Consider the following 16600-nt stretch of genomic DNA (forward strand, 5'->3'; position numbering starts at 1 on the left):
GTGGCCGTGGGCGCAGACGGTGCGTGTCTCGTCGAAGGGCGGGTCCGGTCGCGGCGGTGCAGGTCGTGGCGCCACGTGGGCACCTCTGATGACGCGGATCGACGAGCCGAGGTGCAGCCCGTAGGCCTGTCCTGCCTGGACGATCCCTGACGGGCGGCATCCTCTCCGGGTCAGCTCGTCCACGTCGGCGCGGCATTGGGTGAGGACGGGGCAGATGGAGCAGACGTCGAGCTGGGAGTCAGGTCTCAGGTCGTCCCAGTCGCCCTCGTCCCAGTGGCCTCTGCATGCGGCGCGGGACATCCATTCAGGCTCAGACATTGTGGTGGTCCTTTCGTGAGGCTGCCCCGGCATCCGTGGTGGGATGCCGGGGCAAGCAGAAGGGCGGCCCGTGTGGGTCGCCCTGAGATTCGATTGTGGGATGGCGTCAGGTGAGTGACTGCTACGGTTCTCGTCTCACGACCGCTGCGGCCGCGTCTATCGCGGTTTCCCAGTATGCTTCCATAGCGAACTCGTCGGTCCGGTTTCTTTCAGCTTCAATCTCGCCGGCAATGAATGTGCGGGCGGCTTGGGCGAGATGCTCGAACATGTGATTGTCGAACTCGTCCTCGCAGTCCTGCGCATGTCTGCCACTGTCGATCATGTCGGTTTCCCATCCGCAGCCACATACGAGCGTTGGGCCTTCCCATGACCGACTTGGCCATGCATTCCTGAGGGCCTCGGCAAGCGGGTCTCGATCACTCATCGGAGGTTCTCCAGCGGGATCTCGATGACCTTGCTGCACTTCAGGCAGACCCACACAGCTCGGCCTTCCTGACAGCTGGAGGCCCGCAGTAGCGTCTCGTGACGGCAGGGCTTACTCATCGTCGGCCTTCTTGGCGATACGCGCCTGTGCAATCTTGGCAAGCACCTCAGCCAGGTGGACATTATGGCGCTCCATGGAGTCCCAGGCATTCCCCTCGTCAGGCCCCATGTCAGCCCCGCATGCGCACATGTCACGGCCATCCTCGGCCCACGAGGCACCGTGCTCACCCATTGCGGCGTACAGCTCCTCTGCCAGCGGGTCACTCATCGTCGGCCTCCGGCTCCCACAGGACGGTGGCGGGCAGCACCACGTCATCCGGGTCCTCAGCGCGCGTCATATACCAGGACTCGTAGTCTTTGGTGAGGTGGACGCCATCAGCATCACGCACAAGCGACTCTTCCGGCAGCGCCTCCAGCTCCTCCTCGGTCTCGATGTTGCGGTCACGGTGGAATCCGGCGGCGAGGATAATATCTGCTATCGCCGCCCAATTCATTGAGAGTCCGATGGACACGGAATGGGCGTTCTCTTCGGGCCCACCGTCGAGCATCTGGATATGGTCTCCGGCTCGCTTCACGAGAAGCTGCGCCAGGTCGTCACGCGCGCTCATGATTCCTCCTCTGGGACGGGCTTCGGGTCGATCAGCTCACAGGTGAGGGCGGTCCGTATCCACGCGGTGCCATCAGCGGCACGCCAGCAGTCCGGGTCGTCAGTCTCACGAATCCAGATGAGCCGACTTCCGTACTCCGGCGTCGATGCGAAGACCCGATTGCAGTCGTCGGGGATCACCGGCGGCAGAGGCTCCAAGGTGCGGACCTCGACAAGGTCATTAAGCCCGGAAGTCCACCCCCGCGCATCGACCCAGATTTTCCCGTTTTTCCGGCGTGCGATGATCGTCACTCCCGCCGGAACATCCCGCCATTTCGGAACGGGGTGCGCTTTGTCCCATGCGGCCTCCAGGTGCTCCTTGGCGGTCAGCTCGGGCGGCTTCACGGAGTCACGGATGCCCTGATCGCGGACGGCGAGCCAGCGGTCGAACTCGGCATCAGCCTCATCAACTGAGACTCCAATATCGAGGAGGGCCCGGTATCGCCTCCGCACAGCTTCAGTGGACGGTGTGAATGTGGTCTTGGTCATTCTCTTTCCTTTCAGTAGTCACGTCTTGGTAGGTCGGATTCGCGGATGCACCCGGAGCCCTCACAGAGCTGGCAGGCGCGGACATCGACCTCTTCGGTCGTCGGATCGAAGCCAGACCCCCAGCAGTCCGGGCAGGCGACCACATCCGTCGCCTCCCAGAACGCCCGGAACTCGGCGGCGGCACGCTCAATGTCAGCCATCACGCGGCCATCCCGGCGGTGGAGACCTCTGCCAGTCTGACCGTGAAAAGCGGCGACGGTTGCCACTGGGCGGTGCGGACCCTCAGCCCATCGTCCGGACGGTCCTCCCACTCACCCATCCGAACCCCCCGGGAAGGATCGGGCAGCGGGATGCTGTGATCCACACCAGGGGGATCTCGTCGAGCCAGGGGCGGCCGGTGCGGATCTCCACCCCACCGCACCACATGTTCGGATTCTGGGACAGCCATCCGGTGATGGCGATCTGCTGCTCTGCTGTCAAATCATCCATGATGGAACTCCTTGTCAGGTTCAGAACGGAGGCTTCTGGTCGGACGGCTGCTGTGCCCACGGGTCCACTCCCGGGTCCTGACGCGGCCGCTGCTGCTGGCCGGAGTGCTGGCCGGACTGGGAGCGCGTGACAGCCGCCGTCGCATACCTGAGCGACGGGCCCACCTCGGTCACGTCGACCTCGTGGACGGTGCGCTTCTGGCCGTCACGGTCCTGGTATGAGCGGGCCTTCAAGTTGCCCTGGACGATGACGCGCATCCCCTTGGACAGCGACTCGGCAACATGCTGCGCGAACTCGCGCCAGACAGTGCAGTGCAGCCACAGTGCCTCACCGTCGACCCATTCATTGCGCTGCTTGTCGAAGGTGCGCGGGGTTGATGCCACGTCGAAGTTGGCGACCGGCACACCGCTGGCCGTGAACCTCAGCTCAGGGTCAGACCCGAGCGATCCGATGATTGTGATCTGCGTCTCGCCGCTCATTTCGCGCCTCCCTCGGCCCACGGATCAGCACCAGCAGCAGGGGCGGCAGGCTCGGGGAAAGCGTCCTGCACCTCGCCCGTCTGCTCGTCCACCACCTCAGCCGGCTTCTGGAGATCGTCGACGCGCGCCTTGATCAGGTCGCGATGTCTCGGGTCTGCCTGCTGCCACCATGTGCGCAGCTGGTCCAGGTCGGTGCACTGCGAGATCTGCGTCATCGTCGGAGCGGCAGGCTCGTCGAGGAGAGGCTGGACCTTGTACATCGCCTTCCTTCCACGCGCCACGGTGAGAGGCACGATGGACGGCTTATCGATGTGCGACAGGTGCGAGATCCTGATCCCTCCGACCGCGATTCCGCCGTACTTGATCGTCGGGTCGCGGTACAGGGTCATTCGTCGGCCGATGTACTGCGTGCCGTCTGACCCCCAGCACTGCACGAGGACGCGGCGCATGGACTTTGAGGGCCGGTAGGGGCGCTTCGGATATTCGGCGAGCTCGATCTGGACAGGCTGCTCAACTGAGCCTGCCTTGATCCCAGTGACAGTGACGGTGCGCGGGCCTGCGATCAGATCATCCGCGCCAATCTGATCAGAGTTCGGTTCGATGGTGGGTGAGATGTCGAAGTCGTCCGACATGATGAGTCCTTTCAGTCGATGGTGATGGTGTCGTCGGTGTCGAAGCCGGTGTCTGGGCAGGTGGGCATGCCGTTGGTGGCGGCTGTGATGTGTTCCTCGATGGTGAGGAACAGGTGCTCAAACTGTTGGGTTGCGGTGAGGATGCTGGCCTGCCAGTGCTCGTCGGGGGGGACGCGGGTGACGAACAGTGGGCAGCCCTCGGAGAACGACACGTAGTCGCACCAGGAGCGGCCGGAGACGAGGAGTCCGCACTGGATTTGTGCCATGTTCTCGGCCGGCACTTTCCCGTCGAGGATTGTGGCGACTTGCCGTTGTTGGCGGCGGGACTTGATCTCGATGAGCCCGTCGTCGCCGACCAGACCGTCCGGTGAGTAGCCGAGGGTGAATCCCCACCGGTCCTCAGTCATGAATCCGATCTCGTCGACCTGCACACTGAAATGTGCGGTGTACAGGTTGCGGGCGAACGGCTCGTTCCAGGTGCCGCGTTCCATGTCGCGGGTGGTGGGGATGCGTTCGATTCGTCCGGTAAGGCGCTCGGCTGCGAGGGTGAGCATCGCATTGTCGGCCGTCCTGGACTTGGACACTGCACCGCCGCCGGTGAGCAGTCGGCCCACATATGAGGCCGTGACGATCCCACGCCGCAATTCCAGCCACTCGGGCGTGCCCTGCTCAATGTCAGAGAAAGTGCGAAGAGTCATGCGACGACCGGAAGGTGTGCGATGTATGCGGCGAGGACGGGCGCCGGAAGCTGGTGCTTCCTGCCGACTTTCACCCAGCCGGTGAGTGGTGGCATTCCGCTGGCCGGGTCGGGGACGGTCGCGCGTCGCAGTCGGCCCACAGTGTCAGTGGACACGTTGAGACGGTCGGCGACCTGCCGCTCCGTGAAAGTCCTAGCCGGATCGGACATCACGTCAACGATCAGCGATTGAAGATCGGTCATGAATGGCTCCTTTCGGGTATGCGAAGGCCCCGCACCATGACGGTGCGGGGCCTTGAGGGGATGGTTGGGTCAGCGGTGGATCGGAGTAGGGAAGGACTCCTCGGTCCATCCGGACTTGCCACCATGGGTGTGATGCGGATCATTCAACATTGTCGTCTTTCCGGTGACCCATGAGTTCCACGCCCGGATCGTGTTTGCGATGACATCGCGGGGCGACCAGTTGACCCCGACACGCTTGGCCCGGCGAAGCTTGTTGGCGAGGACGTTCGGCCCCGAGTTCTTCGCCGCCCCTCCGTCCGCGATGAAGCCGAAGAACTCGATGACGGTTTCAGTCGGGGCGACGCGGGAGATGATCACCGCAGCAGTGTTGAGAGCCGACGGGGCGGCTTCGATCCTGGTGGTGATGCTGGAAACATCCTGAATCACCTTCACCTCGTACGGGTGCTCGGCAACCCATTCCTCCACGGCGGCAACCGACCCGTACTCCTGCCAGATGCTCGTGCTCTTGAAGAAGACGCCCTCATCGAGGAGAACCATCGTTCGAGCCGCCGCAGAGACGCGTGACGCGTACTTCACACCAGCTCGATGGAGCTGGTCATACCCGGATCTGGCGCCGCCCTGGTCCATCAGCTTCTGGGATTCGTCATCAATCCCGAGCAGGACCATCATCTTGATGGTGAAGTCGTCCGGCATCTGCGAGATGGCCAGGAGGCGATGCTGCCCGTCGAGGAGCCGCCCGGATGCCCCGAAGCGGATCGGGTCTCCGGCGAACTTCCACCTGTCGAGCGCCATGTCTCTGCGGTATCGCGCTACGAGGCTCTTCTTGATTGTGCGATTGTCGATGTTCTTCCCGAGCCACTCGCGAGCGAGGGAAGGCGTGACGGTCACGATCTGAGTGGAGATGAAGTTGGTATCGTTGGCCATGAGAATTGCTCCTTTGTTGGGGTGGTTCACTCGGCGGGTTCGCCGAGTGCGGTGATCACGTCTTGCAGGTCGCTGATCACCTGGAGAAGCTCGTTCCTGTGTTTCAGGGCGAGCTTCTCCCTGTTCTGGGTGAATCTGTCATCCTCGGTGAGCTGGAGGACGCGCTCTGCCTTGCGGCAGAGGTCGTATGCGGCGTTGAAGAACTGCTCTGGGAGCGGTGTGCGCCTCGGCCTGGCGGGCTCTGGGGTCGCATCGAGGACCTCTCCGGTCTGGCGGTCGACGGCCGGTCGCTGGTAGGTCTTGCCGTCGAGCCCGATCGTGGCGGCAGGCTCGGGCGGAGTCACGGGTGAGGCGGGGGATTCAGGGTGCAAGTCATTTGCACCCTGCTCAACTTGAGCCCTGATGTTTGACACCTGCTGCCGGGTGACACCAGCCACCGGGGAGATTGCCTTGGGGGACATGCCATCCGCAGACAGCATCCCCACCAACTCGCGGCGCACGTCGGCGGTCAGCGGGTCATCCTCGGACAGCTCGGCGGACGCATACTCGGACCACGACGAATAGCCGAGCGCCAGGTCGAAGCGGCGCCGGTACGCGTCCTTCACCCGATCCGCGTACTCGGCAATGGCATTCGCGGCTCGGTCACGCGCCAGCTTGATCTTGGCGGTGCCCCTACGGGCCTCGTCCTCGGTGGCGTGAGCGACTACTTCTCCGGTCTCGATGCTCTCCAGGCTCATGCTGTCTTCCTTTCTCTGACGATCTCTGATTCCCAGATGAGGTCTCCGTCGGCGTGCTTGGCGCCGCGCTCGCCTGTGTCGTCGGACCAGGAGATGACTTTCACGCGCGGGTCATCGGGTGACAGCCGTGTGGTGCGCCGGTCCTCAGCGCGGTCAGATGCACGCGCCATGCGGACGAGCACCTTCTTGGCTTGCCTCGGGGTGATGTACTTCCCGCGCGACCTGTAGTCGGCGATCACACCCTCGACATCTGGACTCAACTTGTCCGGCTGAGCATCCCGGCCCCTGTCACCCTGGGGAAGGGTTTCGGCGTGCCCCATCTCAGGGGCTGTGGCGGTCATCGCCGTGACCGCTCTGCGTGGCGCTCGATGAGGAAGTTCCAGATCGTGAGGCCGACGAGGAGGAGCCAGATGATCAGCATGCCGCCCATCACGCCACCTGCTCCCCGCTGATGCCATACGCGGCATTGAGGAGTGATCCCGCATCAGTGCTGGTGATCGCCGCGACCTTGACGAACTCATCGACGGTGAAGGGGCGCTCGCCGCCGAGCTTCCGGGTGAGTCCGCGCCGGCTGATCCCAAGTGCATCGGCGACATCCTGATGATTGGCCCCGCTTCGGGCGATTGCGGCTCGGACCTCAGCGGCCGCTTGCTGTCTCGGTGTGTTGCTCATGGCTATGAGTGTAGACCCAATTGGGACCAGCCTGTCAACCCCTTGACACGATCGGTCCTAAATGGGACCATTTCCTCATGGGAACGAACCAACTCAGCGGTCCAGTCACACGGTGGCTGGCGGCCAAACTAAGAGAGAGGAGGAAGGAGTTCGATCTGACGTTCGCGGAGGTCTCCAAAGTGACGGGCGTCCCGATGACGACCGCCAAGCGGGCGTTCACCGGGGAGTCTGGGATCGCTGTCGAGGCATTTGTAGACCTTGCGCGGGGACTCCAGATGAACCCCGGCGCCCTGCTCTCAGAAGCACAGCGGGCCATCTACAGCCCGAAGCTCACGACAGTGCGACCAGATGAACTAGGGGTCGCCGCTTATGTCGACTCAGATCCGACCGAGGACGAGATCCTCCGCCAGGAGCATCCGGACGATGAATCCCTGTGATCCGTGGTCGGTGCTGCGATCCCGCCCAGACCTCACCTTGGTCTGGGCGGGTGACCTCCCCCACGGGTGGAGGGGATGCACTGACGGCATGACGATATGGATCCGCACCGGCCTGTCACAGACGGAGAGGCGCTGCGTCCTCGCCCACGAGCTCGTGCACATCCGTCACCATCACACCAGCCATCAGCCTGCTGCTGTCGAGCGGACGGTGCGTGCAGAGACGGCCAGATGGCTGATCCCAGACCTTCACCTGATCCGCGACGCACTGTGCATGCCCGATCCGGCGGCCGAGCTTTGGGTCACGCCATCCGTCTTCCGCGACCGTCTTGCCAGTCTCACCGACGACGAGCGATCCCGCATCACCTACTCACTCGACCCCGCCAATTGAACCCCAGCGCCCACAGCCACGTGACCGCTGGGCCATACTCAGAACACACCCAGAAGGAGACCTCCCATGTCCGAACAGTCAGCCCCCGCCACCAAGAAGCCGATCTGGAAGCGGTGGTGGATGATCTGCATCTACGCGCTCGTCCTCATCATGATCGGCGCATCCCTGGGAGGAGGAAGCGACGACGACACATCCGCTGACGCGACCCCGTCCCAGTCCGCCGCGGCGTCGACGCAATCATCGGCCGAGGCGAAGGAGTCACAGCTCAAACAGATGGGCGCAGACCCATCGGTCGCGTCAGCCGTCGCCCACGGGGCATCATCCTCCGCCCCGGCCACGGACCCGACGACGGCCGAGCCCGCCGATGATCCGACCGTCACATCCGGGGGGATCGACCAGGGGCTGGCTTCGGTGGTGTGCGAGAAGTACGCGAAGAAGGAGGTGGCGGCCGCTGGCGGGAAGTGGAAGGGCCACTACATCGCTGGTGTCGTGAAGGCGGTGCCGCTGCAGGACACGTTCTTCCTGTCCTACCAGGGTGAGGTGACGAATGCGGCCGGTGGGGAGACTCCGGCGCTGCTCAACTGCACGGTCGGCGGCACGAAGGACAATCCTGAGGTGGTGCTGGCGAAGATCGTCGACGACACGTCACGCTGATACTCCGGGCGCACGAAGACGGCCCCTCTCGCGATGATGCGAGAGGGGCCGTGGTGTGTCAGGCGGTGATCTGTAGTCGGTCGGCGACCCGCTGGAGAGCGGCACGGGCCTCTGTCAGGTCGACGTGCTGATAGGCGCGGGTGGAGGCGATGCTGGAATGCCCGGCAATCGCCACGATCACCGGCTCGGGGACTCCCAGTTCGGTGAGGATCGACACGGTGGTGTGACGCGCCTCGTGGCCGACGAACGGTGCGCCCGTGGATACCTTCTCCACTCCGGCGATCCGTTGCAGCGCCTTCCACGCCTGCAAGTCCTCGAATCGGTTCGCCGGCTGCCCTGCGCGGCCCGGCCAGACGAGATCGTGTGGGCCCGGCGGCTGTCGGGTCTTCCAGTCCAGCATGGCTGTTTCCAGCCACGGGACCATCGGGATCTCACGCCACCCAGACGACGACTTGGGCCGCTTGAGGATCTGCGACCCGTGAAGTCGGCGGATCTCGATGTGTGGTGGGATGTACGTGTCGGGCTTCACAGTGGACAGCTGCCACGACACGTCAATGGAGTGCGTGTCGAAGTTGACCCGGTCCCATTCCAGGCCGAGCGCCTCACCCTGCCGGATGCCGCCGAGGAGCGCGGCCATCCATCGGGTGAAGTCGGTGGCACGCAGGGTGAGCTCGCCACGGTAGGCGTCGTAAGCGGCTGTGTGGGCCTTGGGGCGCGGCGGCAGCGGTGGCCATGTCTGAGGGTTGGCTGCTGCGAGGAGGATGCGTCCGGCGTCGGCGACGGGGATCGCCTGCCGGTCTGATGGTGCGTGGCGGGGCAGCGGGGCGAGAAGGATTGGCATTGGAACGGTGTGGCCTGCGACTGCTGCGGCTTTGAGGCAGATGCGGAGGATTGATGCCGCATTGGATGCTGTGGTGGGGGATTCCCCGGCGTCGGTGATCGCGGTAGTGAGCTTGTCGAGGTCGCGGGTGGTGAGCTGCGAGAGGTGTTTCCGCCCGATTGTGGGGATGATCCACTTGCGGACGCATGCACCGTATTTTGCTGCCGATGCTGGGGAGAGGCGGTGCTGGCAGGTTTCGAGCCATTGGTCGCACCAGGTCTTGACGGTGGTGCGGGGGTCGATGGTGGTGACGCCTTTGTCGCGGTCGGAGATCATCTTCTTCAGCTCGACCTGCGCCTCCTTCTTGGTGCGGCAGGTGTGGCGCGCGTATCGGCGTCGGCCGTGCTCGGTCCATCCCACGTCGATCTGCGCGACCCATTTACCGTCGCCGCGCTGGTACACGGACCCGGTGCCTTGTGGTCGCCTTCTGTCTGCTGCCATGTCATCGCCTCTGATCGGGAGTCACACTGTGAGTCTAGCTGTGCCATAGCCATGCCCCCGCACTGCCGCGCTATGATGCTCCGAAATGCCTAGTCAGAGCAAGGTTCTCGTCATTCAGCACGGTGTCAGGATAGCGGATGGCGAGATCTCCCAGTTCTGACAGAACTTGCAGGCCAGGTTGCACCCGGCCGTCCCGAACGACAGCACCGAGGTGCCCGGGTGGAAGTGGGCCAGAGGCTTCTTCTCCACCGGGTCGAGGCAGAATCCGGAGGACCGCCCGTAGGTGTCCAGCACCAGCCGGTCGTCGTGCCTCACCCTCACGAAGCAGAATCCGCGCTGCCCCTCCCGCAACCGGCAGTGCCGCGGACACAGCTCGCACTCCACCCTGCCGTCCTCGGTGGTGTGCCACCAGTGCGCCGGGTCGCCGCCCAGCGGGGCGGGCGCGTCCGGCCGGTCGGCGCCGGCGGCGGGAGACCGGGAGGTCGATGGGATGGTCATGGTTCCTCCTGCCAGGCGGTGACGGTGTACCGCCTCACGGTGGCGTCCCGGGACCACCACGAGGGGGCCAGACCCGCCTTCTGCTTGAGTCGGTTCAGGAATTCGGTGGGGTCCGGTATCTGGTCCCAGACCTGTGGGAGGAAGGTGCCGCGATAGCCGTCCCACTCCAGGATCAGGCCGTCGATTCCCGGCCGCAGCCTGGAGACCAGCTGATGCTGGCTGGCGAACCGGATCGGGGCGCTTGCCGAGAGCACCGAGACCTCGACGCGCAGCCCCGCAAGCTCCGCGCTGGTGACAGCTGGGAATCGGGGGTCGTGGGTGGCCGCGGCCACCGCATTGGCACAGACATCCTCGGCCAGTGGTCGCCATGCCGCCAGCGTCCCGATGCATCCGCGCAGAGCGGGGTGACTGCTGCCGCCGGTGGTGAGGGTGACGAAGCAGGCCGCCGGCCGCCGGGCCCAGGCCGGTGTCTCCGGAGTCTCGACCGGCTCGCCGAGGTGTGCCGCGATGGCGGCTCGGGCCGCCGGCAGCAGCCAGCCTCCGGCGTCGTCGGGCAGACCGGAGGAGTTCTCGGAGGCTCCCGCGACGGGGGTGTTCATCGGTCCTCCTCGGTGAAGGCGAAGGAGGCGTAACCGACCACCCGCGACCGGTCCCCGGCGGTGTCGCCGGAGGTGCACGCCGCCAGCAGGTGGGCGCTCCAGCCCAGTCCGGGCGCGGCGTGGAGCAGACCGTCCAGGGGGCGGCAGCCGCAGGCCCGGTCGGGCTCGATGGAGTCGTCGCCGGCGAGCACCCGGGCGATCGTCTGGTCGTCGAGCCGTCTGGCGACGTCGTGGGGGTGATAGTGGGACAGGTCGGAACTGATGACGATGAGTGTCTGCGGATCGGCTACCAGGGACTCGATCACCTCGGCCACCTCCTGCGGTTCGGCCTGCCCGACGGCCAGCGGGACGATCGGCAGATCGCCCAGGATCCGCTGGATGAAGGGCACCTGCACCTCGATCGAGTGTTCCTCTGCGTGGGTGGCCGCGTTGATCCGCACCTGCGCCAACTCCTCCAGACCCGCTGGATCGATCGGGCAGCTGCCCAGCGGCGTCGCCATGAAGTCTGCCCGGGGCAGTGCCAGGCCGCGGATCCCCACCCGGTGGGTCGGCCCCAGGACCGCGACCCGACGGGGCCGGCGGTCCGGGTCACGTCGTCTCAGCAGGTCGTATCCGCGGGCGGCCGTCTGCCCCGAGTAGACGTACCCGGCGTGCGGGACGACCAGTGCCCGGACCCGACCGGGGTCGACCCCCTCGGGCACCGGCATCGCCGCGGCCCGGTTCAGGGCGCCGTCGATCCAGGCTGCCAGCTCCCCGGGATCGGCGGGGTAGAACATCCCGGCCACCGCGGGCGGGCGGGTGACAGGTCCTGGTCGGTCGGTCCACAGTGCTCGACTCATCGGTCCTCCTCGTGCGGGTCGGGTCTGCGGCGGACGTCGGCGGTGACGCGGTCGGTGCTGCTCGCGCGGGCGACCACCTGTGCCGGTGGCAGCGCGGTCGACACCGTGCCTGTCCGACACCGTGCGTATCCGACTGTGTGCGGGGAGGACGCGGTGTGCGAACCACGCGGTGTGCGGTGTGTCGCGCAGGACTCGAATCCCTTGATCCCAGAGTAGGCACCCTCCCAGCGCGTCCAACCTGCACCCGGCCCTTGAGCTCACGGCCCTGTCCCGGACGCCGCCCGCATCGCTGCCCGCACCAGCCACCCTCGACCCCGGGGGCAGACTGGGGACCATGATGACTCCGGTGCTGACCACCCTCGGATTCGTGTTCCACCCCGACGGGCAACGGGTGCTCATGGTGCACCGGGTCGCCCGTTCCTACGACGACCAGCTCGGCAAGTACAACGGGCTGGGCGGCAAGGTCGAGCCCGGGGAGGACGTCGCCGCCGGGATGCGCCGGGAACTGCGCGAGGAGGCGTCCATCGAGGTCGACGCCATGAGGCTGCGCGGCACGGTCTCCTGGCCAGGCTTCGGCAAGGACGGCTCGGACCACTTCGGTCTGGTCTTCGTCATCGACTCCTGGCACGGCCAGATCCCAGACGCCAACGCCGAGGGGCCGTTGAGCTGGCAGCGGATCGACCAGCTGTCCGAGCTGCCGATGTGGGAGGGGGACCGGTACTTCCTGCCACTGGTCTTCGACCCGCAGGTCAACCAGTTCCACGGCTGCATCCCCTACCACGACGGGCGACCGACCGGGTGGAGCTACTCGTTGCTGTGACCCCGCCCGTAGATTGAGGACCATGGATCCTGCGGTGGCGCGTCGACTGGTGTCTGCGGAGGGGGCCGAGGCGCTGGCCGCGGCCCGGGCCGAACGCGACCCCGATGCCCTGTCGGCGGCCGAACGGCTCCGCTCATGGATGCCTCCCGAGCTGGCGGCCGCAGCCCTGGACCAGGCATCGCTGAGGCCCACTGCACTGGCCAAGATCGGCCAGGACGCCGACTCGATGCTGTGGACCCGCGACGGGCTGGAGCAGGCCACCCGTGGACCGGTCTCCCGGTGGCGGGCCGGGCAGCTGGCCGACGCCGGAGTCCGCCGGGTGATCGATCTGGGCTGCGCCTGCGGGGCCGATGCCAGGGCCTGCCTGGATCTGGGCCTCGAGGTGACTGCCGTGGAGATCGACCCCGCCCTGGCGGTGCTCGCCCGCCACAACCTTCCCGGGGCGAGGGTCCTCGAGGGGGACGCCGAGGAGCTGGCCGCCGATCTGCTGGCCGGCGCCGGCCCGGACACCGCGATCCTTCTCGACCCGGCGAGGCGGACCGGACGGGGGCGCAGCTGGCGGGTCGAGGACATCCGACCCGCCTGGGACTTCGTGATGGACATGACCGCGGTGGGGCGGGGGGTCTCCACCGTCGTCAAGCTGGGTCCGGGGGTGCCCAGGGAGATCCTTCCCGAGGCCGTCGCGGTCACCTGGGTGGGGCACCGTCACGATCTGGTGGAGGCCACCCTGTGGGCCGGTCCGGCAGCGCCCGGGCGGACGCGGCCCGGCCACACCGCGATTCTGGTGGGGGAGACTCCCGAACCGGCGATCGCCCTGCCCGGCGGGGAGACCGAGCTCGGCACCGGGCCCGTCGGCGAGTTCCTCGCCGAGCCGCATCCGGCGGTGATCCGCGCCAGGGCGATGCGCGCCGCCGCCGGTGGTCGGCCGGTGCACCTGCCCGCTCCCGGGGTGGCCTATCTGCTGGCCGCGACGCCGACGCCCTCCCCCTGGCTCACCTGTTTCAGGGTGATCGAGGAACTCCCGCTCCAGGAGCGGGCCCTGAGGACCTGGGTGCGTCAGCACCGGGTGGGCAGGCTGGAGATCAAGAAGCGCGGCGTCGACGTCGACCCGGCCGCGCTGCGACGACGACTGCGTCCCTCCGGTCGGGGCGCGGCAACCCTCATCCTCACCCCGACGGGGCACGGAGCCCGCGCACTGGTGGCCGAGCGGATCACCGGCTGATCCCCGGCCACCGCGTCGCACCACGGCCCAGTGGCCGAGAGGGTGATGGACCGGGGCCCGGCAATCGCGTCGAACCTTCCCGGTCACCGGGTCGAGGCGCTCCGGAGTGGGCGGCTCAGACCTGGAACCGGACGTGTACCGTCGAGGACACGGTGATGTCGGCGGGGGACAGCTCAACCGAGCCGCCTCCGGCGGCTCCCCGAAGGGCCAGGGCAGCGACCGGGCCCGGCTGGTCGGATCCCGCCGAGACGCGGTCCAGGAGGCCGGGATCGGCGATCGCGATGACCTGTGGATCCGCCTGTCCGGCGGCGGATGCGAGCACCTCGGCGCGGTGAACCGCATCGTGCAGGGCCCCGGTGAGCACCTCGTCGCGGACCCGGTCGCGGGTCGCGGTGGTCAGCGCCCAGTCCACCCGGTCGATCGACAGTCCGGCGGTCTCGGCCCACCGGGCGCAGCTGTCCGACAGTGCCGCGAAGTCGCTGAACTTCACCGCGACCGGCGTACTGGCCCGGTGGTGCAGCGGCAGCACGGTCCCGTCGTTGTGGTGCGGGCGCCACGACGCGGTGGTCTGCGCATCCACCGAGTACCAGGTCGCCACTCCTGAGTCACGGAGCTGGACGAGCTGGCGGCGCAGCGCCTCGGTGATGTCGGTCGCCTGCTGGGCGACGGCCTGTCGGTCGCTGCCCTCGGCGCCGGCGGTGAGATGGACGATGCCTCGTTCGGCGGGCAGGCTGATCTCGAAGGATCCGGCCAGGGTGATCATCATGGCTGCATTCTGCCGGTGCCGGGGCGCCGCGTCACCAGACACGGCGAACCACCTCGCCACGACAGCGCCCCGGCCCCCGTCGTCTGGCACTCGGGTTGAAGGAGTGCTAACGCCGGTGTATTTTTCTTGTTGGCACTCCCCAAGGGGGTGTGCCAGCGGACCGATGACTCCCGCGACGTCGACGGCCCGGTTCACAGCTCGGGGCTCGCAACCCCTGGTGAGTGGCATTCAACGATTCGTCTTCATCATGAAAGGGGTATTGACGTGGCAACCACGATCAAGCCGCTCGAGGACCGTGTCCTCGTCCAGCCTCTCGAGGCCGAGCAGACCACTGCTTCCGGACTGGTTATTCCGGACACTGCCAAGGAGAAGCCGCAGGAGGGCCGTGTCGTCGCCGCCGGTCCCGGTCGGGTAGATGACAAGGGCACCCGGGTGCCGATGGACGTCAAGGAGAATGACATCGTCATCTTCTCCAAGTACGGCGGCACCGAGGTCAAGTACGACGGCGAGGAGTACCTGCTCCTCAACGCTCGTGACATTCTCGCTGTTGTCGAGAAGTGAGGCACTGAGTACATGGCAGCCAAGCAGCTTCAGTTTGACGAGGAGGCCCGTCGCTCTCTTGAGCGCGGCGTCGACACCCTCGCCGACACCGTCAAGGTGACCCTCGGCCCCAAGGGCCGCTACGTGGTCCTTGACAAGCAGTGGGGTGCACCGACCATCACCAACGACGGCGTCACCGTCGCCAAGGAGGTCGACCTCGCCGATCCGTACGAGAACCTCGGCGCACAGCTCGCCAAGGAGGTCGCCACCAAGACCAACGACGTCGCCGGTGATGGCACCACCACCGCGACCGTGCTGGCCCAGGCGCTGGTCCACGAGGGCCTGCGCGCAGTGGCCTCGGGTTCCAACCCGGTGGGTCTCAAGCGCGGCATCGACAAGGCCGTGGAGGCCGTCACCGCCGAGCTCAAGTCGATCTCGCGGGCCGTGGAGACCACCGACGACATGGCCAATGTCGCCACCATCTCCAGCCGTGACCAGGAGATCGGCAAGCTCATCGCCGAGGCCTTCGACAAGGTCGGCAAGGACGGTGTCATCACCGTCGACGAGTCCCAGACCTTCGGCACCGAGCTCGAGTTCACCGAGGGCATGCAGTTCGACAAGGGCTACCTGTCCCCGTACATGGTGACCGACTCCGATCGCATGGAGGCCGTCCTCGAGGATCCCTACATCCTCATCAACTCCGGCAAGATCTCGTCGATGAACGACCTCCTGCCGCTGCTGGAGAAGGTCATCGCCGCCAAGGGCACGCTGTTCATCGTGGCCGAGGACGTCGACGGGGAGGCGCTGTCCACCTTGGTCGTCAACAAGATCCGTGGCACCTTCAACTCGGTTGCCGTCAAGGCCCCGGCCTTCGGCGACCGCCGCAAGGCCATGCTCCAGGACATCGCCACCCTCACCGGTGGCCAGGTCATCGCCCCCGAGGTCGGGCTCAAGCTCGACCAGGTCGGCCTCGAGGTTCTGGGCCGCGCCAAGAAGATCGTGGTGTCCAAGGACAACACGACCATCGTCGACGGTGCCGGCGCCAAGGAGGATGTCGCCGGTCGCGTGGCTCAGTTGCGCGCCGAGTACGACGCCTCCGACTCCGACTGGGATCGCGAGAAGCTCCAGGAGCGGATCGCGAAGCTGGCCGGCGGGGTGTGCGTCATCCGCGTGGGTGCCGCCACCGAGGTGGAGCTCAACGAGAAGAAGCACCGCATCGAGGACGCCGTCTCGGCCACCCGCGCAGCGATCGAGGAGGGGATTGTCGCCGGTGGCGGCTCCTCCCTCATCCACGCCGCCCGGGTGCTGTCCGACGGACTGGACCTGACCGGCGACGAGCTGGTCGGCGTCAAGATCGTCGAGAAGGCCGTCCGCGAGCCCCTGCGCTGGATCGCCGAGAACGGCGGAGAGCCCGGATACGTCATCGTCTCGAAGGTCTCCGAGATGGAGCCCGGACACGGCTACAACGGCAAGACCGGCGAGTACGTCGATCTGGTCTCCGACGGCGTCATCGACCCGGTGAAGGTCACCCGCTCCGCGCTGGCCAATGCCGCATCGATCGCCTCCCTGCTGCTCACCACCGAGACCCTCGTGGTGGACAAGCCGGAGGACGAGGACGACAAGAAGTGATCTCAGTCCCCGCTCGACAGAGCGCATGAGCTGAGCGCCTCAGGCGCACGTTCGGCCCCGGCACCCCAGGGTGCCGGG

General features: G+C 66.6%; 26 protein-coding genes. 7 read left to right on the forward strand and 19 right to left on the reverse strand.

Going from position 1 to position 16600, the window contains the following annotated elements:
• Window positions 1-439: 439 nt before the first annotated feature.
• The 14 genes from H590_RS0105925 to H590_RS0105995 all read right to left on the reverse strand — a co-directional run bounded on the left by H590_RS0105925 (window position 440) and on the right by H590_RS0105995 (window position 6809).
• Window positions 440-742, reverse strand: a complete 303-nt coding sequence (locus H590_RS0105925; protein WP_126412783.1) for a hypothetical protein — start codon at window positions 740-742, stop codon at window positions 440-442.
• 111 nt (window positions 743-853) lie between these two features.
• On the reverse strand, window positions 854-1069 hold the full coding sequence (locus H590_RS0105930; RefSeq protein ID WP_028702838.1) for a hypothetical protein: 216 nt from the start codon (window positions 1067-1069) through the stop codon (window positions 854-856).
• A complete protein-coding gene (locus H590_RS17250; protein ID WP_028702839.1) occupies window positions 1062-1409 on the reverse strand; it encodes a hypothetical protein in 348 nt (115 codons plus the stop codon). The genes H590_RS0105930 and H590_RS17250 overlap by 8 nt, the downstream gene beginning before the upstream one ends.
• Window positions 1406-1936: a hypothetical protein gene (locus H590_RS0105940; protein WP_028702840.1), complete on the reverse strand. Its 531-nt coding sequence runs from the start codon at window positions 1934-1936 to the stop codon at window positions 1406-1408. The genes H590_RS17250 and H590_RS0105940 overlap by 4 nt, the downstream gene beginning before the upstream one ends.
• Window positions 1937-1947: 11 nt before the next feature.
• Window positions 1948-2136 carry a hypothetical protein gene (locus tag H590_RS0105945; RefSeq protein WP_126412784.1) on the reverse strand — a complete coding sequence of 63 codons (189 nt, stop codon included), beginning with the start codon at window positions 2134-2136 and terminating at the stop codon, window positions 1948-1950.
• Window positions 2137-2218: 82 nt separating this feature from the next.
• Window positions 2219-2425, reverse strand: a complete 207-nt coding sequence (locus H590_RS0105950; protein ID WP_028702842.1) for a hypothetical protein — start codon at window positions 2423-2425, stop codon at window positions 2219-2221.
• Window positions 2426-2445: 20 nt separating this feature from the next.
• A complete protein-coding gene (locus tag H590_RS15180) occupies window positions 2446-2904 on the reverse strand; it encodes a single-stranded DNA-binding protein (protein ID WP_084149304.1) in 459 nt (152 codons plus the stop codon).
• Window positions 2901-3536 carry a hypothetical protein gene (locus H590_RS17255; RefSeq protein WP_051238227.1) on the reverse strand — a complete coding sequence of 212 codons (636 nt, stop codon included), beginning with the start codon at window positions 3534-3536 and terminating at the stop codon, window positions 2901-2903. The genes H590_RS15180 and H590_RS17255 overlap by 4 nt, the downstream gene beginning before the upstream one ends.
• An 11-nt stretch (window positions 3537-3547) precedes the next feature.
• Window positions 3548-4234, reverse strand: coding sequence for a lambda exonuclease family protein (locus H590_RS15190; protein WP_051238228.1), 687 nt, complete (start codon window positions 4232-4234; stop codon window positions 3548-3550).
• A complete protein-coding gene (locus H590_RS0105970) occupies window positions 4231-4476 on the reverse strand; it encodes a hypothetical protein (protein WP_028702843.1) in 246 nt (81 codons plus the stop codon). Before H590_RS0105970 ends, H590_RS15190 begins: the two co-directional genes overlap by 4 nt.
• Before the next feature lie 69 nt (window positions 4477-4545).
• Window positions 4546-5400 (reverse strand): hypothetical protein, encoded by an 855-nt coding sequence (locus H590_RS17260; RefSeq protein WP_028702844.1) that lies wholly within the window; start codon window positions 5398-5400, stop codon window positions 4546-4548.
• 26 nt (window positions 5401-5426) lie between these two features.
• Entirely contained in the window at window positions 5427-6137 is a 711-nt protein-coding gene (locus tag H590_RS0105980) for a hypothetical protein (protein WP_028702845.1), read from the reverse strand.
• Window positions 6134-6478 carry a hypothetical protein gene (locus tag H590_RS0105985; RefSeq protein WP_126412786.1) on the reverse strand — a complete coding sequence of 115 codons (345 nt, stop codon included), beginning with the start codon at window positions 6476-6478 and terminating at the stop codon, window positions 6134-6136. The genes H590_RS0105980 and H590_RS0105985 overlap by 4 nt, the downstream gene beginning before the upstream one ends.
• A gap of 88 nt (window positions 6479-6566) precedes the next feature.
• Window positions 6567-6809, reverse strand: a complete 243-nt coding sequence (locus H590_RS0105995; RefSeq protein WP_028702847.1) for a helix-turn-helix domain-containing protein — start codon at window positions 6807-6809, stop codon at window positions 6567-6569.
• 77 nt (window positions 6810-6886) lie between these two features.
• On the opposite strand from H590_RS0105995, the gene H590_RS15200 reads away from it, so the two are divergent.
• From H590_RS15200 to H590_RS15210, 3 genes are all read left to right on the forward strand, one after another.
• Window positions 6887-7246 (forward strand): helix-turn-helix domain-containing protein, encoded by a 360-nt coding sequence (locus H590_RS15200; protein ID WP_036981297.1) that lies wholly within the window; start codon window positions 6887-6889, stop codon window positions 7244-7246.
• On the forward strand, window positions 7233-7634 hold the full coding sequence (locus H590_RS15205; RefSeq protein ID WP_071161711.1) for an ImmA/IrrE family metallo-endopeptidase: 402 nt from the start codon (window positions 7233-7235) through the stop codon (window positions 7632-7634). Before H590_RS15200 ends, H590_RS15205 begins: the two co-directional genes overlap by 14 nt.
• Before the next feature lie 66 nt (window positions 7635-7700).
• Window positions 7701-8288, forward strand: coding sequence for a YPYG domain-containing protein (locus H590_RS15210; RefSeq protein WP_036981299.1), 588 nt, complete (start codon window positions 7701-7703; stop codon window positions 8286-8288).
• A 58-nt stretch (window positions 8289-8346) separates the two neighbouring features.
• On the opposite strand, the gene H590_RS0106010 is transcribed toward H590_RS15210, so the two are convergent.
• The 4 genes from H590_RS0106010 to amrB form a co-directional block, all read right to left on the reverse strand.
• Complete coding sequence (locus H590_RS0106010) at window positions 8347-9609, reverse strand: tyrosine-type recombinase/integrase (protein WP_084149305.1); 1263 nt, start codon at window positions 9607-9609, stop codon at window positions 8347-8349.
• Window positions 9610-9723: 114 nt separating this feature from the next.
• Complete coding sequence (locus H590_RS0106015) at window positions 9724-10107, reverse strand: hypothetical protein (protein ID WP_028702849.1); 384 nt, start codon at window positions 10105-10107, stop codon at window positions 9724-9726.
• Entirely contained in the window at window positions 10104-10706 is a 603-nt protein-coding gene (gene amrA, locus H590_RS0106020; RefSeq protein ID WP_028702850.1) for an AmmeMemoRadiSam system protein A, read from the reverse strand. Before amrA ends, H590_RS0106015 begins: the two co-directional genes overlap by 4 nt.
• Window positions 10703-11545, reverse strand: coding sequence for an AmmeMemoRadiSam system protein B (gene amrB, locus H590_RS0106025; protein WP_051238230.1), 843 nt, complete (start codon window positions 11543-11545; stop codon window positions 10703-10705). The genes amrA and amrB overlap by 4 nt, the downstream gene beginning before the upstream one ends.
• A gap of 334 nt (window positions 11546-11879) precedes the next feature.
• On the opposite strand from amrB, the gene H590_RS0106030 reads away from it, so the two are divergent.
• Together H590_RS0106030 and H590_RS0106035 are read left to right on the forward strand one after the other, a co-directional pair.
• The gene (locus H590_RS0106030; RefSeq protein ID WP_028702852.1) at window positions 11880-12365 is read left to right on the forward strand and encodes an NUDIX hydrolase; all 486 of its coding nucleotides are present in this window, start codon (window positions 11880-11882) and stop codon (window positions 12363-12365) included.
• 22 nt (window positions 12366-12387) lie between these two features.
• Window positions 12388-13587 carry a THUMP-like domain-containing protein gene (locus H590_RS0106035; protein WP_028702853.1) on the forward strand — a complete coding sequence of 400 codons (1200 nt, stop codon included), beginning with the start codon at window positions 12388-12390 and terminating at the stop codon, window positions 13585-13587.
• Between the two features lie 115 nt (window positions 13588-13702).
• On the opposite strand, the gene H590_RS0106040 is transcribed toward H590_RS0106035, so the two are convergent.
• Window positions 13703-14353: an SIMPL domain-containing protein gene (locus H590_RS0106040; protein ID WP_028702854.1), complete on the reverse strand. Its 651-nt coding sequence runs from the start codon at window positions 14351-14353 to the stop codon at window positions 13703-13705.
• A 264-nt stretch (window positions 14354-14617) separates the two neighbouring features.
• Here H590_RS0106040 and groES point away from each other — a divergent pair, with 264 nt between their 5' ends.
• Both groES and groL read left to right on the forward strand, forming a co-directional pair.
• The gene (gene groES / locus H590_RS0106045; RefSeq protein WP_028702855.1) at window positions 14618-14914 is read left to right on the forward strand and encodes a co-chaperone GroES; all 297 of its coding nucleotides are present in this window, start codon (window positions 14618-14620) and stop codon (window positions 14912-14914) included.
• A 12-nt stretch (window positions 14915-14926) separates the two neighbouring features.
• Window positions 14927-16522 (forward strand): chaperonin GroEL, encoded by a 1596-nt coding sequence (gene groL / locus H590_RS0106050; protein WP_028702856.1) that lies wholly within the window; start codon window positions 14927-14929, stop codon window positions 16520-16522.
• Window positions 16523-16600 lie beyond the last annotated feature (78 nt).

The sequence above is a fragment of the Acidipropionibacterium jensenii DSM 20535 genome (genome assembly GCF_000425285.1).
Classification (GTDB): domain Bacteria; phylum Actinomycetota; class Actinomycetes; order Propionibacteriales; family Propionibacteriaceae; genus Acidipropionibacterium; species Acidipropionibacterium jensenii.

Bases quoted from the DNA above. Each gene is read 5' to 3' on its own strand.
- H590_RS0105925 (WP_126412783.1), bottom strand. From the start codon at position 742: ATGAGTGATCGAGACCCGCTTGCCGAGGCCCTCAGGAATGCATGGCCA.
- H590_RS0105930 (WP_028702838.1), bottom strand. From the start codon at position 1,069: ATGAGTGACCCGCTGGCAGAGGAGCTGTACGCCGCAATGGGTGAGCAC.
- H590_RS17250 (WP_028702839.1), bottom strand. From the start codon at position 1,409: ATGAGCGCGCGTGACGACCTGGCGCAGCTTCTCGTGAAGCGAGCCGGA.
- H590_RS0105940 (WP_028702840.1), bottom strand. From the start codon at position 1,936: ATGACCAAGACCACATTCACACCGTCCACTGAAGCTGTGCGGAGGCGA.
- H590_RS0105945 (WP_126412784.1), bottom strand. From the start codon at position 2,136: ATGGCTGACATTGAGCGTGCCGCCGCCGAGTTCCGGGCGTTCTGGGAG.
- H590_RS0105950 (WP_028702842.1), bottom strand. From the start codon at position 2,425: ATGGATGATTTGACAGCAGAGCAGCAGATCGCCATCACCGGATGGCTG.
- H590_RS15180 (WP_084149304.1), bottom strand. From the start codon at position 2,904: ATGAGCGGCGAGACGCAGATCACAATCATCGGATCGCTCGGGTCTGAC.
- H590_RS17255 (WP_051238227.1), bottom strand. From the start codon at position 3,536: ATGTCGGACGACTTCGACATCTCACCCACCATCGAACCGAACTCTGAT.
- H590_RS15190 (WP_051238228.1), bottom strand. From the start codon at position 4,234: ATGACTCTTCGCACTTTCTCTGACATTGAGCAGGGCACGCCCGAGTGG.
- H590_RS0105970 (WP_028702843.1), bottom strand. From the start codon at position 4,476: ATGACCGATCTTCAATCGCTGATCGTTGACGTGATGTCCGATCCGGCT.
- H590_RS17260 (WP_028702844.1), bottom strand. From the start codon at position 5,400: ATGGCCAACGATACCAACTTCATCTCCACTCAGATCGTGACCGTCACG.
- H590_RS0105980 (WP_028702845.1), bottom strand. From the start codon at position 6,137: ATGAGCCTGGAGAGCATCGAGACCGGAGAAGTAGTCGCTCACGCCACC.
- H590_RS0105985 (WP_126412786.1), bottom strand. From the start codon at position 6,478: ATGACCGCCACAGCCCCTGAGATGGGGCACGCCGAAACCCTTCCCCAG.
- H590_RS0105995 (WP_028702847.1), bottom strand. From the start codon at position 6,809: ATGAGCAACACACCGAGACAGCAAGCGGCCGCTGAGGTCCGAGCCGCA.
- H590_RS15200 (WP_036981297.1), top strand. From the start codon at position 6,887: ATGGGAACGAACCAACTCAGCGGTCCAGTCACACGGTGGCTGGCGGCC.
- H590_RS15205 (WP_071161711.1), top strand. From the start codon at position 7,233: ATGAATCCCTGTGATCCGTGGTCGGTGCTGCGATCCCGCCCAGACCTC.
- H590_RS15210 (WP_036981299.1), top strand. From the start codon at position 7,701: ATGTCCGAACAGTCAGCCCCCGCCACCAAGAAGCCGATCTGGAAGCGG.
- H590_RS0106010 (WP_084149305.1), bottom strand. From the start codon at position 9,609: ATGGCAGCAGACAGAAGGCGACCACAAGGCACCGGGTCCGTGTACCAG.
- H590_RS0106015 (WP_028702849.1), bottom strand. From the start codon at position 10,107: ATGACCATCCCATCGACCTCCCGGTCTCCCGCCGCCGGCGCCGACCGG.
- amrA (WP_028702850.1), bottom strand. From the start codon at position 10,706: ATGAACACCCCCGTCGCGGGAGCCTCCGAGAACTCCTCCGGTCTGCCC.
- amrB (WP_051238230.1), bottom strand. From the start codon at position 11,545: ATGAGTCGAGCACTGTGGACCGACCGACCAGGACCTGTCACCCGCCCG.
- H590_RS0106030 (WP_028702852.1), top strand. From the start codon at position 11,880: ATGATGACTCCGGTGCTGACCACCCTCGGATTCGTGTTCCACCCCGAC.
- H590_RS0106035 (WP_028702853.1), top strand. From the start codon at position 12,388: ATGGATCCTGCGGTGGCGCGTCGACTGGTGTCTGCGGAGGGGGCCGAG.
- H590_RS0106040 (WP_028702854.1), bottom strand. From the start codon at position 14,353: ATGATGATCACCCTGGCCGGATCCTTCGAGATCAGCCTGCCCGCCGAA.
- groL (WP_028702856.1), top strand. From the start codon at position 14,927: ATGGCAGCCAAGCAGCTTCAGTTTGACGAGGAGGCCCGTCGCTCTCTT.